15 protein-coding genes are annotated in these 14,776 nt (G+C 51.9%); 8 read left to right on the forward strand and 7 right to left on the reverse strand.

What is annotated here, in order from left to right; translation table 11 throughout:
* Positions 1–5 precede the first annotated feature (5 nt).
* From GOM71_RS00655 to GOM71_RS00675, 5 genes are all read left to right on the forward strand, one after another.
* Positions 6–1,436, forward strand: a complete 1,431-nt coding sequence (locus tag GOM71_RS00655; protein WP_156277336.1) for a bifunctional metallophosphatase/5'-nucleotidase — start codon at positions 6–8, stop codon at positions 1,434–1,436.
* 105 nt (positions 1,437–1,541) lie between these two features.
* Positions 1,542–2,660, forward strand: a complete 1,119-nt coding sequence (locus tag GOM71_RS00660) for an HD-GYP domain-containing protein (RefSeq protein ID WP_156277338.1) — start codon at positions 1,542–1,544, stop codon at positions 2,658–2,660.
* 129 nt (positions 2,661–2,789) lie between these two features.
* Positions 2,790–3,926 carry a radical SAM/CxCxxxxC motif protein YfkAB gene (gene yfkAB / locus GOM71_RS00665; RefSeq protein ID WP_156277340.1) on the forward strand — a complete coding sequence of 379 codons (1,137 nt, stop codon included), beginning with the start codon at positions 2,790–2,792 and terminating at the stop codon, positions 3,924–3,926.
* 98 nt (positions 3,927–4,024) lie between these two features.
* Entirely contained in the window at positions 4,025–5,056 is a 1,032-nt protein-coding gene (ytvI, locus tag GOM71_RS00670) for a sporulation integral membrane protein YtvI (RefSeq protein ID WP_156277342.1), read from the forward strand.
* A 29-nt stretch (positions 5,057–5,085) separates the two neighbouring features.
* Positions 5,086–5,754, forward strand: coding sequence for an HAD family hydrolase (locus tag GOM71_RS00675; protein WP_156277554.1), 669 nt, complete (start codon positions 5,086–5,088; stop codon positions 5,752–5,754).
* Positions 5,755–5,845: 91 nt separating this feature from the next.
* On the opposite strand, the gene GOM71_RS00680 is transcribed toward GOM71_RS00675, so the two are convergent.
* The 6 genes from GOM71_RS00680 to GOM71_RS00705 are packed head-to-tail and all read right to left on the reverse strand — an operon-like array spanning position 5,846 to position 12,653.
* A complete protein-coding gene (locus GOM71_RS00680; RefSeq protein ID WP_156277344.1) occupies positions 5,846–7,030 on the reverse strand; it encodes a YheC/YheD family endospore coat-associated protein in 1,185 nt (394 codons plus the stop codon).
* On the reverse strand, positions 6,987–7,487 hold the full coding sequence (locus GOM71_RS00685; protein ID WP_156277346.1) for a GNAT family N-acetyltransferase: 501 nt from the start codon (positions 7,485–7,487) through the stop codon (positions 6,987–6,989). Before GOM71_RS00685 ends, GOM71_RS00680 begins: the two co-directional genes overlap by 44 nt.
* A 45-nt stretch (positions 7,488–7,532) precedes the next feature.
* Complete coding sequence (locus GOM71_RS00690) at positions 7,533–8,675, reverse strand: YheC/YheD family endospore coat-associated protein (protein WP_253944613.1); 1,143 nt, start codon at positions 8,673–8,675, stop codon at positions 7,533–7,535.
* Positions 8,675–10,051, reverse strand: coding sequence for a YheC/YheD family endospore coat-associated protein (locus GOM71_RS00695; protein WP_156277348.1), 1,377 nt, complete (start codon positions 10,049–10,051; stop codon positions 8,675–8,677). The genes GOM71_RS00690 and GOM71_RS00695 overlap by 1 nt, the downstream gene beginning before the upstream one ends.
* A complete protein-coding gene (locus GOM71_RS00700; RefSeq protein ID WP_156277350.1) occupies positions 10,048–11,277 on the reverse strand; it encodes a YheC/YheD family endospore coat-associated protein in 1,230 nt (409 codons plus the stop codon). The genes GOM71_RS00695 and GOM71_RS00700 overlap by 4 nt, the downstream gene beginning before the upstream one ends.
* Before the next feature lie 11 nt (positions 11,278–11,288).
* Positions 11,289–12,653: a YheC/YheD family endospore coat-associated protein gene (locus GOM71_RS00705; protein WP_156277352.1), complete on the reverse strand. Its 1,365-nt coding sequence runs from the start codon at positions 12,651–12,653 to the stop codon at positions 11,289–11,291.
* A gap of 311 nt (positions 12,654–12,964) precedes the next feature.
* Here GOM71_RS00705 and GOM71_RS24185 point away from each other — a divergent pair, with 311 nt between their 5' ends.
* Positions 12,965–13,141 (forward strand): YjfB family protein, encoded by a 177-nt coding sequence (locus tag GOM71_RS24185; RefSeq protein WP_367649407.1) that lies wholly within the window; start codon positions 12,965–12,967, stop codon positions 13,139–13,141.
* 302 nt (positions 13,142–13,443) lie between these two features.
* A complete protein-coding gene (locus tag GOM71_RS00715; RefSeq protein WP_253944614.1) occupies positions 13,444–13,686 on the forward strand; it encodes a hypothetical protein in 243 nt (80 codons plus the stop codon).
* A 65-nt stretch (positions 13,687–13,751) separates the two neighbouring features.
* Here GOM71_RS00715 and GOM71_RS00720 read toward each other — a convergent pair whose 3' ends face one another.
* A complete protein-coding gene (locus tag GOM71_RS00720) occupies positions 13,752–14,096 on the reverse strand; it encodes a helix-turn-helix domain-containing protein (protein WP_156277358.1) in 345 nt (114 codons plus the stop codon).
* Positions 14,097–14,279: 183 nt separating this feature from the next.
* On the opposite strand from GOM71_RS00720, the gene GOM71_RS00725 reads away from it, so the two are divergent.
* Positions 14,280–14,762, forward strand: coding sequence for a hypothetical protein (locus GOM71_RS00725; protein ID WP_156277360.1), 483 nt, complete (start codon positions 14,280–14,282; stop codon positions 14,760–14,762).
* The last annotated feature ends 14 nt before the right edge of the window (positions 14,763–14,776 follow it).

Here is a 14,776-nt window from a genome sequence, read left to right on the forward strand (position 1 = left end):
GGGGCATGGACGGACAACAAATCGTGATCCTTCATAGCAACGATATTCATAGCCGTTTGGAAAATGCCGCGAAAATAGCCACGTATATCGATATCGAACGCGCCAAATACGGAACGGATCGCGTTCTCGTTATCGATATTGGCGATCATATGGATCGGATCAGGCTGGAAACGGAGGGCAGCGACGGCAAAGTAAACGTTGCGCTGTTAAACGCCGCAGGCTACGAGGCGATTGCGCTTGGCAACAATGAAGGGCTTACTTATTCGCGCGATGAATTGGAAGAGGCATATGTCGAGGCGAAATTCGAAGTGCTCGGCGCGAATATGCCTTTAACCCATACAGGCAAGCTTCCGGAATGGGTAAAGCCATATGCGATCATAGAGAAAAATGGGATTTCGATCGGATTAATCGCAGTAACGGCGAGATTTACCGACTTTTATTCGCTGCTGGGCTGGGATTTAACCGATCCGCTGCAAGCTGTTCAAGAACAAGTAAGACAATTGCGCGGCAAGGTTGACGTTATAGCGGTAATGTCGCATTTAGGTCTGGCGTTCGACAAGCAGATAGCCGAAGAGATTGAAGGCGTCGATCTTATTATGGGCGGGCATACGCATCATTTGCTTGAGGAGCCGATCGTCATCGGCACAACGACAATTTGCGCTGCCGGTAAATTCGGCGAGTATATCGGGCGCGTTGAGGTCGGGCTGCAGCCGGACTCGAAGCGCCCAATGTTCCGCGCGTCATGCGTGCCTACGGCCGCATACGCGGAGCAACGCGAAGCCGCCGCTATCATCGGCGGCTTCCGCGAGGCGGGCCAGCGCCGCCTGAGCCGGGTCATCGCCCGGCTCGAGACGCCGCTGCCCGCCTTCGCCGAGCGGGAATCGCCGCTCGGCAACTTGCTGGCCGCCGGCCTGCGCCGCCATGCCGATGCCGAAATCGGCATCGTCAATACGGGGCAGCTGCTCGGCGGCTTGGCCGCGGGCGACGTGACAGAGGGAGAGCTTCACGCCCTCTGTCCGTCGCCGATCAATCCTTGCCGGATGACGCTCACCGGCAAGGAGATTCGAACAGCGCTCGAGGAGGCGCTGCTCCCTGAATTTATCGAGAAGCCGATTAAAGGCTACGGCTTTCGCGGAGAAGTGCTAGGGACGCTTGCCGTCGACGGCATGACGGTCGAATATGATCCAAGGCGATTGCCGATGGAGAGGCTGACAACCGTTCTTGTCGGTGCCGAGCCGCTCGCAGACGAGCGGGATTATATCGTTGGCTGCATTGATATGTTTACATTTCATATCGGCTATTTAACGCTTGGACAAGGACGTGAAATATCCTATTACTTGCCGGAATTCATTCGCGATGTCATCGCGGCCGAGCTGACGAACGAGTCAGCGGTAAAAGAATGCAACAACAAACGTTGGAGAATTATGTCGAATTAAAGAAGAAAATGGTTGCGATATACGCTAATTTACCTTAAAGTTAATTTACGACCCGCTTTTTCCGATGTATAGTATAAATATCCACGTTAGGGAAGGATCGAGAAAATGCGTTTGGTACCTTTAGCGCAATGCCGACCAGGAATGAAGCTGGCCAAAAAGATTTTCTCCGGCGAAGGTCTTGTCCTCTTGGGGGAAAATGTTGAATTAACAAGCAGGTTAATAACCCGTCTGGAGCAATGCGGCATTTACTATGTGTTTATTGTCGATCCGCGGACGGATGATATTGTCACGCCTGAAATTATTAGTGATGATACGATGCGAATCGCCCTTAAAGAAATTAAGACGAATTTCCGCCATATGATGGATCGTCCGAAACGTAAAAAAGGGGTCACTTATCCATATATCGCACAACCGTTTCGAAATATGATGAATATGATTATCGACGATTTGTCCAGCCATCGGGACGCTATGATTATGCTGATGAATATGGGGATTGTCGATGACTATTTGTTTCAGCACTCGCTGAATGTTTGCGTCTATACGACGCTGCTTGGCACCGCCTACGGCTATTCGCGGGATGAGCTCGTCGTGCTGGGGATGGGAGCGCTGCTTCACGATATCGGAAAGACGCAAATATCAATGGATGTGTTGAAGAAGCCGGACCGGCTTACTGCGGAAGAGTTCGTGATGATGAAGAGCCATGCCAGAATCGGCTATGAGCTGCTGAAGGATGAGCCGAATTTGCCGCTTCAAGTGGCGCATTGCGCTTTTCAGCACCATGAGCGGCTTGACGGAAGCGGTTATCCGCGCGGCATCAAGGGCAATGAGATTCATGATTACGCCAAATGGATCGGTCTCGTCGATTCCTATGACGCGATGACAACGAATCGCGTATACCGTTCGCCTATGCTCCCTCATCAAGCCATCGAGCTGTTGTACGCAGGCACAGGCACGCTGTATGAACAGCATATGGTACAGCTGTTTCGCGACAAGGTGGCGATTTACCCAATCGGAATTACCGTTCGTTTACATACAAGAGAGGTTGGAGTCGTTGTCGACTATAACATCTCTTATCCGCATCGTCCGGTTGTTCGTATATTGTATAACGAAGCAGGCGAAGAGCTGGCCGTTCCCTATGAAGTCGATCTGTCCAAACAACTGTCGACAATGATTGTTGGAGTGGACGGCGACGGCGGCGAGGTTCAGCTTGCATCGGGAATATAGCGAGAAACAAGAAGCCGAGCAGTTAGCAGGCTTCTTTTTTTTGCGCCTTTTGCCTGGAATATTCTTATTTGCGTCATTTGGGCGTGGACATTACAATGGATATAATCAAGAAAGTCAGGTGCTGATACAATGAATACGATTGATTTGCAACATAGAAAAGAAGCGCTTGCCGCCTTGTCTCCGGCAAATGATCCGTGGGACCCGGTCCGGTCGGTCCAGAAGTTCGGCAGACACAAGTTGACAAGCGTAGAAATGACCGTGTCGAATCTGTGCAATATGCGATGCGAGCATTGCGCTGTTGGCGACACGCTCGTAATGGCGGAGCCGGCTAAGCTGCCGCTTGAGCTGATGCTCCGCCGGCTTGACGAGGTTGAACATTTAGAAACGATCAGCATTACGGGCGGCGAACCAAGCTTCTCCGACCGTACGGTAAAGGAGTATATGGTTCCGTTGCTGCAGTACGCAAGAAGCAGAGGAATCCGCTCGCAGATTAATTCCAATGTTACGCTTCCCTACAGCCGCTACGAGCAGCTTGCTCCGTACTTGGATGTCATGCATATTTCATTCAATTACACGACGGCGGACGATTTCCACGCGATCGGCTTTGCCAAAGCAGGACATTCCGTTTCACGCGATGCGGCCGTTAAGCTTTACGACAGGATGATTGACAATGCCCGCCGCTTAAGCGACGCCGGCGTGCTCGTATCGGCTGAATCGATGATCAATTACCGAACGCATGAAAAGATTGATGAGATCCATCGCCTGATCGTGGAGATGGGCTGCCAGCGCCATGAAGTGCATCCGATGTATCCAAGCTCCTTCGCGAAAGATTTGCCGGCGATTGATCGCCTGCAAATGCGCCGCGCCATCGAGAAGCTGCTGGAATCCCGCGATCGCTCGGTTTGGATGCTGTTTGGCACGTTGCCGTTCTATCATTGCAGCGACGACGCTGAGGAACGCGCGCTGCTGACGCGCCTCCAGCAGGAGCCAAACGTAACGGTGCGCAACGATCCCGACGGACGCAATCGGTTGAACGTTAATCTGTTTACAGGCGAAGTGTTCGTAACCGACTTCTCCGATGTGCCGTCCTTCGGCAATATTGAATCGGAGAAGCTCGACGATGTATTCGATCGCTGGCTTGGCCATTCTTTGGCCCGAAGCGTCAACTGCTATTGTCCGGCAGCCTCCTGCTGCGGCCCGAACTTGCTCGTCAAAGATATGTATTACGGCGATGTTGATTTCCTTCAACGTCGCGCGATTTTGTAACCGTTCAGCTGTTCTGTGAAATCGCCGGAATCGGATGGGAATTTTGAGAGTATGGTAGTAATAGATCCTGATGTCATTTATGTCAAGGAGGGGATCGCTTGTCCGTTAAAACATTGCTCCTGCTGGCAGTGGGCTTATTGTTGCTCTACTTGCTGTTTACGGTTGGAGCGCCGTTCTTGCTTGCGCTGGTCGTCGCTATTTTTATAGAACCGCTGACGCAGTTGTTCGTAGGCAAATTTCGCATGAACAGACTTATTGCCTCGACGATATCAAGCACGCTGTTTACCGTTATCCTTTTAGGTCTCATGGCGCTGCTTGGCGTAAAGATCGTAACCGAACTGCTTGCGTTTGCGCAGCGGGTTCCCGGTTACGTCAGCGACGCCAATACATATGTTACCCAATTGATGGATGAAACTAAAACGCTTTACGAGCATTTGTCGCCGGATGCGGTTGCGCAAGTGGAAAATTGGCTGACAGGTCTCGGCAATACGCTGACAAGCATGGTCAAATCATTGTCAAGCGCAGTTATCTCGTTCGCTTCGGGCATTCCCGGCATGTTCATTTTCTTTATCGTTTTTTTGGTGGCGGTCTATATGTTTGGTTACAGCCTCAATACGATGAAAGCTTCCGTGCTTTCGCTGTTCGAGGAGAAGTCGAGGCCGCAAGTGAACGAAGTGCTGGTCAATTTGAAAAAATCGATTTTCGGTTTTCTGCGCTCGCAAATTATTTTAAGCGCGATGACCTATGCCATCTCCATCGTCGGTTTGCTCATTCTTGATGTGAAGTACCCGCTCGCTATTGCGCTGCTTATTGTTATCGTCGACATCATGCCGATTCTCGGCACAGGCTCGGTGCTCGTCCCTTGGGGCGCATACCTTGCCGTAACCGGCGATTTGTATACGGGCATCGGCTTGTTTATTTTGTTTCTGTTCATTACCGTGTTCCGCCGCATCGTCGAGCCGAAAATATTGGGCGATTCCGTCGGCATCGGATCCTTGGCCGCGCTTATCAGCCTTTACGTCGGCTTTAAGCTCGTAGGCGTTATCGGCGTATTCCTTGGTCCGCTTGTCATCATTATTTATATGGCTGCCCGAAAAGCCGGCCTATTCAAAATCAATATTAAGCTTTAATTGTAAGGGGCGTATATACATTGACAGCAATGAAATTCGACAAACCGGAAGCGGTAATTTTTGATATGGACGGCACGTTGTTCGAGACCGAAACGTTGCTTCGCTCGGTACATGCGCGATTGTTCGATACGTTGCGCGAGGAAGGGCTTTATGTGCAAGAGACGCCGCCGATCGAACAGATATTAGCTTGCCTCGGCATGCTGCTGGACGATATTTGGCGCAAGATTATGCCTGAGAGCTCCGAGGCAGCGCGCAGGCGCGCCGATGACCTCTTTCTGCAATATGAGGTGGAGGATTTGGAGGCGGGCAAGGGGAGTCTGTATCCCGGAACGGCTGAGACGCTGTCCGCCTTGAAGGCGCAAGGCATCAAGCTGTTCGTGGCGAGCAACGGACTCGAGTGCTACGTAAAGGAAGTTGCCAAGCATCGCGGCATAGCCGAGCTGTTTGACGGCTTGTACAGCGCCGGCGAATACCAAACGTTAAGCAAGGTTGATCTTGTCGCTCGTCTGCTTCAGGATCATGGCATCGAGAAGGCTTGGATGGTCGGCGACCGTTCTTCCGACGTAGAAGCGGGCAAACGCAACGGACTTCTCGTCGTAGGCTGCGCGTATGCCGGCTACGGCCGCGATGCGGAGCTGGACGGAAGCGATGCGCTTATATCGTCTATGCCTGAACTGCTGGAGCTTGTGAAAGAGTAAAGGGAGAAAAGTGAAGGCTGCATAACGACAAAGGGATGTCTCGCACGTCATCGACGATGACCGCGGGACATCCCTTTTGCTCTATCAAAGGCTATTGCTGCAGAAGGCTTGACGGTTCAGCCGGAACCACGCCAGCGCCGCCCGCAGCCGCGGTTCCGGCTGCATTCGAACGCTTTCGTTTTTTCTTTTGCTTATGCAGCCAAAGGGCATATTCCAGCGGGCGAATTATCGCAGTGCGGTAAATTTCTTTTTCGCCAGCTTGCACGAACACTTCCCGCGCAGGCTTAGGATTGACCTCAAGCATCCATATATGCCCTTTCTGGTCGATCGCCAGATCCAGCGCCAGCTCGCAGAGCCTGCCGTAGCATACTTCCAAATATTGAGCGACGCCAACGCCGAACTGCTCTGCTTCCGCAGTCACCTCGGCTGCACGCTCCTCGCTGCCGAGCCATTGCTTCAGCAATGTCTTCATCGATATCGCATGCCCTCCGCCGTGCAGGTTGGAGGTGACGCTTCCGGCTGCGCCGACCCGTCCGGCGCAGCCGGTTACCTGCCATAACCCTTCTCCGTTTTTCTGCACGAGCATGCGGTAGTCGTGAACTCTGCCGTTCGGCAGCTTTAGCTGCAGCCCTTGCTGAACCAAATAACGATGACTTTTTAAATCCCAAGCCGCCAAATAGCTGTTCAACTCAGAGGAAGAGAGGCGTCTCGGACTAATGATATGGCGGTCCTGGGCTCTCCCCTGAATGAGCAAATAACCGCTCTTTTTACGTTCAATGCGCAAAATGCCGCGTCCCCCGGTTCCGTTAATCGGCTTCAAATAGAGGAGGGGATATTTGCGCAGCATGTCGGATACGTCCTGAAGCCCATCGACCATGCGGCAGGCAGGCAAGTAGCTTCTAAATCTCGCATCCTTGGACAGAATGCGATGAATCGTCCATTTATTGCGAAGAGGGCGGTTGAGAAAGTTGAGATGTCCGTATTTATTGCGGAACTGTCTCAGCTGCTCGAACCGGTACGTCCGTTGTATGCGGCAGCGGTCAAAAATTAGCGAAGGGAACGAGGTCCATTTACGCGTCCACTTTCGCTCGTCGGGATGATAGACCTGCGCATGAATCCGGTTCAATTGATAGTTGACATCCTTAGGCGTAAAAACGATGACGTCGAGTCCGAGCTTACGCCCGGCGACGGTCATCTTCTGGTATATGTCGCGCTCCTCGAGCAATCCGTTTTCATTTAGATAAAGCGTCAATATTCCGAGTACTGGCTGCGTCATCGTTGATTCTCCTTTCAAAACGGAGCGTTGGCTTGCCGGTCGGACCCGTATGCAATGACACAGCGGTCAGGCCTAGCTGAAAGCACAGTCTCATGCTGGCTACGTTGTCAATCGCGACATTGCAAGTAAAGCTGCTGAGCTTATCGATCATTGCGCGGACCAAGGCGGAGCCGATTCCCAAGCGGCGCGCATCGGGATGTACGACAAAAAAGCTGCCTCGCTCTCCGCCCCCGGAGGCAAAGCCGATGCCGGCTATTCTGCCGTTTAGCTTTGCGACTGCAATGACGGCTTCCGGAGCGCCCGCCTCGTTCATTTCAGCAAGCAGCGACGGCTCCAGCAGCCTTAGCGCGTGAACGGCTGCAACCGTCAGCCGCTTCTCCCCGAATCGGACGGCAAATCCCAGCAGTCTTTTTCTTTCTTTCAACCACAGTTCGGGGGTAAGCAGCTGCAGTTCCATTGCCCGTGCTCCTCTCTTTGCCGCCGCTTGAACGTGACGGCGATGCTACCCTTGATATTTGAGCTTGGTTAAATAAGCGCTGTATTGGAAAATGCGCTCCAGCGATTTTTGCCGGATATGAGGCTCATCGAATTTCATCGGCTTTGAATTGGCTTCGAAAAACCAGATGTTCCCCGAGTCGTCAACGCCGAGATCCATCGACATCTCTCCGAGCAGCTGTCCGGAGCCGCGTTCGACCTGCCTGGCGATCAATAACGATGTTTGGCGCGCTTTAATTAATATTTTACGCGCTTGCTCTGCGTTAAAAGAACTTGCGAGCAGCTTCTCGGGATCTTCTATCATTCCGCCGCGAGGCACATGCGTCGTAATGCTGGAGGAGCCCGCCAATCGGGCTCCGATACCGGTAATATCCCATTTGCCCCGTTCGTTTTTTTGCACGAGGGCGCGGAGATCGAATCTGCGGTCGTTGTAGGAAGCGAGTTGTATGCCCTGCTGCGCAATATAGGGCTCATCGCCGCACTGCTTTTGAACGCGTGACCAAAGCTTTGCGAGCGATGCGCAATTGTAAGTGGAGCTTTTTTTGTCATCCTGTATTTTTAACAAATAGGGGAGTTGCTTTTCCGGCTGCAGCTTGATGGTCATAATGCCTTTGCCGGCTTTGCCGCTCTCCGGCTTCAGGTAAAGATAAGGATGCTTTTGCAGCATTCTGCCGAGCCCGCTTGCCGATACAAGCTTTCGCGTTGTCGGAATGAATGGCCGAGTCGTTTTGGATTGACGCAGCCATTCGAACAGATCCCATTTGTTGAAGAAGAACGGATTGAACAGTTTGACACGCGGATTTCTGATACAGGAAGCGATTTTGTTTCGCACCGTTCTTTGAATCTCATCCTCGCGCAGCGGAATGCGGTTGTAAATGATGTCGGGAAATGGCATTAGCCGCTGCTGCCAAACGTCATTCGCTCTGTCATAGACGTAGCCTTTTAAGCTGGAGTGGCTTAAATACAAGTTTTTTACGGTTAGCACGTAGACGATATGACCAAGCTGCTGTCCAATCCGAATGAGATCGGTGAAGTTGCTTCGGTTCCCCCTGAACAATTGCAAATCGTCGTCGACTGTCAGTATGGCGATAACAGGCCTTCCAGCGCGAATTTCTGCAATTGTTCCAAGCTCCGGTGTCATGCTTTCCATTAGCTGTCCCCCCCCTGGAATTTGCTGAGGTACAGGCAATGTTCAATGATATAGTCGACGGAAGCGCGCCCCTCGGAGCGAAGGGAAGGGTGCTTGAAGATCGAGCGTCCAGGCTTGGCGTTTGCTTCGAACATCCAAACTTCACCGTCTTTGTCGATGCCGATATCGAGTCCAAGCTCGCCCAGACGATGCGGATAATTGCGTTCAATCGCTTCAGACAGCTTGATGGAAGCCGCTTTTGCTTTCTCGAGCACCTCGCCCGCTTTATCCCCGAAAGTCCGGTTCAGCGCCTGCTCCGGCGTCATTAGGGAACCGCCGTTTTTAACGTGGGTCGTAACGCTGCCGCGTCCTGCTTTTTTGGCGCCGATTCCTGCCGGAATCCATTCGTTCTTGCCGTTTTTGTGCATGTGGAACCGGAAGTCGAGCGGACATCCGTCAATTTCGATCAGACGAATGCCTTGCTGAACAATGTAACCGTTCAGCGAGCTGCCGTGACGGCCTTGCAGCATTCTCACCAGACTGTTGAAATTGGAAAATCGCAGCAGCACGTTGCGGTCGCCTTTCCGATACCTTGCAAAATAGCCGCGCTTCGGATGATAGGTCAAGCGGTAAATGCCGATGCCGAGACTTCCCGCCGTCGGTTTGAAATAGAGAAAATGATGCTTCTCCAGCATCGTTTTTATTTTTTCAGAGGAAGGATTGACGACGGATTCCGGCAAGTGATGCAGCGCCTCGGGGTCGTTGTCGAGCAGTTTGTAGACGTCGGATTTGTTGAAGAAGCTCCAATTGAAAAACGGAATTTTACGGCGTACGAATCGCTCCCGGAGGGAGCTGATCAAGGCTGATGTTTCCGCTTTGCGGCTAGGCAGCCGGTTATAGACAACATCTGGAAGCGGAACGGTTTTGCGGAACCAGCCGCCCTGCGAGTTGAGAAAATAGCCGTTCACCGTCTCCTGCTGCCAGTTGATGTCATGGGGCGTAAAGCCGAACAAGTAGCTGTTGCGGTCGCCGGAGCGGATGACCTGCTTAATAAAACCGGTACGGTTGCCGAACGGCATACTGTCGGAAGAGGGGGTGCCGTTATCGCTTAAAATGCCGACAAGAGGGCCGATCTGAACCTCATTGTTGCCTGAAGCCAGAACATGAATGTGGCCGGCTTTCGGAACGCGGATCGATTGGCGAACGCCCGCTGACAAATAGATATGGTTGCCTTGCCGTTTAACCGGTTTGATTGCGGCTGTAATCACTTCTTTGCCAAGCTTAAGACTCACCGTTTTTTTGCCGGACAGCTTTAGCTCTTTCAGAAGCGTATTGGATAAATAGATCACTTTATCGCTTTGTTGGGAGAAATGCACGTTGCAAGTTGTCGAACTCATGGATGAACCTCCTGAACGTAGTCAGTCCGAAACCTTCTGTGTGAATCATAGGAACGGCTCGCTTGCGGATTCGTGATGATAAGAGGGCGCATTCGCTTGGAAAGCAATCGCGCGTACCGCAGCGGTTGTTCAATCGAGTGCCGCTCGGCTTGCCGATCGCCGATTTGCCGGAAGGCGGATCTCCCGGGTCTGGAGTTCACCTCAAGCAGCCAAAGCCGTCCGTCAGGCTCGATGCCGTAATCGAAGCCGAGCTCGGCAAGCCTTCCGAATCGTTCTTCCAGCTTAGGCGCGGCATAAAGAGAGAGCTGTTCCATCCGGGACAGCAGCCGTTCGGCTTGCCGCCGGCCAAACTCATTGGCTAAATAGGAGGCGGCGTTTGCCGGTTTCCCCCCGCCGTGCAGGTTGGAGGTAAGCGAACCGGGCTCCCCGACTCGTGCCGCAGCTCCGCTTACCGTCCATCGGCCATGCTCGTTCTTTTGCAGAAGAACGCGCACATCGAAAGGGCTTCCGCAGCGGCTCCGAAGAGAAAGGCAAGGCTGGCTCAAGTAGGCAGCTCCGCCTACAGCCTTCGCCGTCCATCTTTCCAATCGTTCATGCGAATCGAATTGATGCTCAAAGCGCCGGTTGCTGCCGGTTCGGCCAGTGACGAGCCATTGATCGGCTAACGGATTGCGGCGGACATGGATAACCCCTTTGCCTTGCATGCCTGCGGATGGTTTCAGAAATAGACCGGCGCTGCTTGCCGCTTTTAGCATGGGCATCAGCTCGTCGGGGCGCTCGATAAGCCGGGTCGGCGGCAGTGCCGGAGCGATAATGCTGTCGTCAAGCAGCGTATTGTAGACGATCCATTTGGAAGGCAGGCTGCCGTTTAACGAGAGATACGGCTTCAATCGCCGAAGGGCGGCGAGCGATGCCCGGCAGTCGGCTTGCTCTTCATTGCTCCTGCAGAAGCTTCTGTCGTAGACGATGTCCGGCAGCGCGCATGGTTCTAGCGCCCACTTCCCGCTGCGGAAGCGATAGCCGTTCAATTGAGCGGTGCGGTGATCGAATTCAGCCGGTGAAAACACGAATAAATCGATTTGCATTCTGGCCGCTGCTTCGCTTAGAAGCTCATAGAATCGGCGTTCGGGCATGGCGGGCGCCATTTCGCTCCCGGAACAATCCTCGGCAGACCGCGCGGCCTTGATCGAAGCAACGAAAATGGCAAGCTGGATAAGAGCAATCATAGGCGCCTCCGCTAAAAGCCCGATAAATATCGGGAATATTGAATGACCATACGGACTGATGGGCGAATTTTATTGTCGGTCAGCGGCGTGTTGTCATTTTTGGACGGTTTGGAATTCACCTCGAGCAGCCAGACGCGACCGCCGGAATCGAGCGCCAAATCGATGCCGAGCTCGCCGAAATGCGCCGGGATATGCGTCTCGACGCCTTTGGCGATCGACAGCGCAGCCTGCTGCAAACGGCTGGAGGCATCCCCTCTGCCGGAAGACATATTCGATTTCGAAACCGCTTCGCCAACTTTGCTTAACGTTCCGCCTCTTGCCAGGTTGGAAACAAAATGCTGGCTGCCGGCAGTCCGGGCGACAATGGAAGTAATCGACCATTTGCCGGAGCCGTTTTTCTGTACGAGCGCTCGAAAGTCTACCGGACGCTTCTGGATTTCAATCAGCTGCAGTCCTTGCTGAATTTGATAGCGAACCGACTTCATTTTCGTCGATATAGTCGCATACAGCTTTAGTAAACTGGGAAACTGCTGTTTGCGGGAACCGTTGGCAGTGGTGAACATGGCTTGGTACGCGCCGCTTTCGCTGCGCGAGACGCGAATGATGCCTTTGCCGAGGCTGCCGCGAACCGGCTTAAGAAACACATTTTCATATCGGGCGGACATCGCTTTTAATGTCGTATAGTTGCGCAGCAGGTGTGATTCCGGCAAATAGCGGCTTAGCGAAGAGTCCTTTTTCAACGCGTCGAACACTTCCGTCTTGTCGAGAAATTTTTCGTTGAATACGGAGGTTCCGTATTTTTGTTTAATTTCTTTCAGAAACTGCTGCACGTTCGGCTTGTTCTCAAGCTTTCGGGATGTGAGCCGGTTGTTGACGACGTCGGGTGCAGGCATAGCGATCTTCCGCCAGCCGTCGGCATAAACCCAGCCTTCAACAGAATCGGATTGCATGCCGATATGGTTCGGCGTGAAGAAATATACTAAGCCGCCTTGGTTAGCGCAGCCGTCAACGAGCTCCCGGCAAAACATCGTAATCGATCCGAACGGCTTGTCGGGCGCGGCTGGATAATCTCTGCTGACGAGGACGCCGATCAACGGGCCAAGCGTAAGGGTGGATGATCCGGCTTTGTATTGCAATCGCAGCGGAGTATTCGCAAGAATACCCATTTTTTTTGCCAAGCTTTGACTGATGCGCATGCCGTCATATTTAGCGACCGAAATGACTTTAACATGCTGCCGGAAAGATCCCATTTTGAGCACGACCGGCTGACCTTCCGGTATTTTCCATTGTTTAAGCCAGCCTTCGCCCAGCATTAGCGTATCTTCCGGAATCATGCCGGAGCTGATCACCTGGACGGCAACTTTCGATTTGAGCATTGTAAATCTCCTTCCGAGCAGGGAGGAATGACGGAGAGCTGGGCTACTAGGTGTTTTACACGAATTACTTCATCATATGAGGACATCTATCCCTTGGTGATTGGCCAACAATTGGAAAAAAATAGTCGCCAACCCTCGCCTATCATAAGCCGTCATGTATTATATTTGGCGGGGATAAATGCGATGCTTGTCTGCGCGGCAACTGCGCGGATTTGGGCTCGCGGAGCGCAAGTGTAACGGATCGAACAAGCCGTTCCGGACTAACGAAGGCCGTCCAATTTGCCGATAAATGGGCTAAAGGGGGTGTGACTGTGGATATCGCAGCTTTGTCTGTTTCGTTGAATCAATCCGCATTATCTCAGGCCGTCAGCATAAAAATACTCGACATGGCTAACAACCAGGCTGAGCAGCAAGGGCAAAACGTCGTAAAAATGATGGAGACGAGCCTGGACCCGAATTTGGGCCGAAGTCTAGATATTAGAGCGTAATTGTTTTGGGCGCAGTCCCTTCTAATTCCGGAGAAGCGGTAGCGTTCGCTTTTACTCTCGGACTCCTGCTTTAGCTGATTCGTTCATGGAGTCCGGGAGCAATGGCGATCGCAGGAACATTCAGCCTGCGCAGTGGAGTGATTCGCTTTCGAATAACGGTCATAATCCAGCTTCCTGATTTCATATATTGTAAAGCGGACAAGTACGCATACAATGGAAATCAAGCCGATAGGTTAGGGGAGTGAGCTTTACGTATGAAGGGTAGAGGCCGACACGTATTGTATTTAATAGGGGCAATAGCGATGCTGGTTTATGCGGTGCCAAAGCTGGAGTTAGGCGGTCCTTGGAACGTTGCGAACGTCTTTGGGCTTGTATGGACGGTATTTGCGCTGGTCGTCATCGCCGCACATTTCAACGCGCTGCTGCTTATGAGCGAAGAGAAGCGCAAGGAGATTGAACGGATTCGCCGCCAGAAAAAGCGGATGTGGGAGCGCAGGCTGGAGAAGAGCGTTTCCGGCAGCTCGCGAAGCCGGGCCAGAGGATAGCAAAATAAAATAAAGCGGGACTGAGGAGCAAGATGCGAACTTGCTTATCAGTCCCGCTTTATTTTTTAGTCCAATTCCTTAAATTGAATCAGTTGTTTAACAAACTTGTAAACAGCTTCCTGTTCTTTGACGGAGAGGGCGCTCATTTGATGAGCGATTTTGTCGGCATAGCTGCTGTCGATTTCGGACCCTTTCGAAGGGGCGCTGCCAACGATTTGCTCCAGCGAGCAATGGAGAGCGCCGGCGATTTTTCCAAGCACATCGATTGTCGGACTTTTCTCGCCGCGCTCCACTTGGCCCATGTAAGAGGCGTTTATTTCGGCGCGGAGGGCGAGCTGCTCTTGACTGAGCCCTCTTTCCTTGCGTAGATTGCGAATGTTTTCTCCGATGTAATGAGCGAATTTGCTCAATGTCGTCACCTCAGCATTAAGATAGTCGTAAAATGCCGAAGCAACAACGTTCTAAAGAGTATAATAAAAATAGTTACTATAGTCATTGACCAAATTATATGCTTTTTATTATAATTGTGTAAAAAGGTTCATTCTAATATCATCATTTCCTTAATAGGAACTTTTTACAAGGGGATTTTTGTCATGGTAGATGAGTTTGAGTTTTTTCGGAAAGTGCAAACTTATTATCAGCATGTGCCTTTCAGCGTTCAATTTACATATCGAGTTCTACATAAAACGGAAAGAACGGCACATGCTCTAGGTCGTTTCTGCTGCAGGGTCGATCCGCATCAGCAAATTGTCGAATACAATATCAGCTTGGAGTCCGACGTCATTTCCAGACCCTTTAGCGAGAAGGTTTCTTTTCTGTTTTCAAGTAAGTATGATGAAATCCCGCCGCAGCGAATCGTTATCGATCAAGCGATTATCTACCAGCTTAACTATCCGGTTCCTATATTATACGATTGGAAAATGTTCATCATTGAAGGGGCGAATGAAGCGATAAGCATTCATCGGCTGCAGCCGCTGTTCGAGAAATATAAATTGGCCGGAGCTGACGGGCAATTGGTAGATGCGAAGTTAAAGGTCGCCCGCGCTCAAGTGGACTGGTATAATGTAATGGGATAATGCCACTCCAGAGG

Source organism: Paenibacillus sp. NEAU-GSW1 (assembly GCF_009737085.1).
Classification (GTDB): Bacteria; Bacillota; Bacilli; order Paenibacillales; family Paenibacillaceae; genus Pristimantibacillus.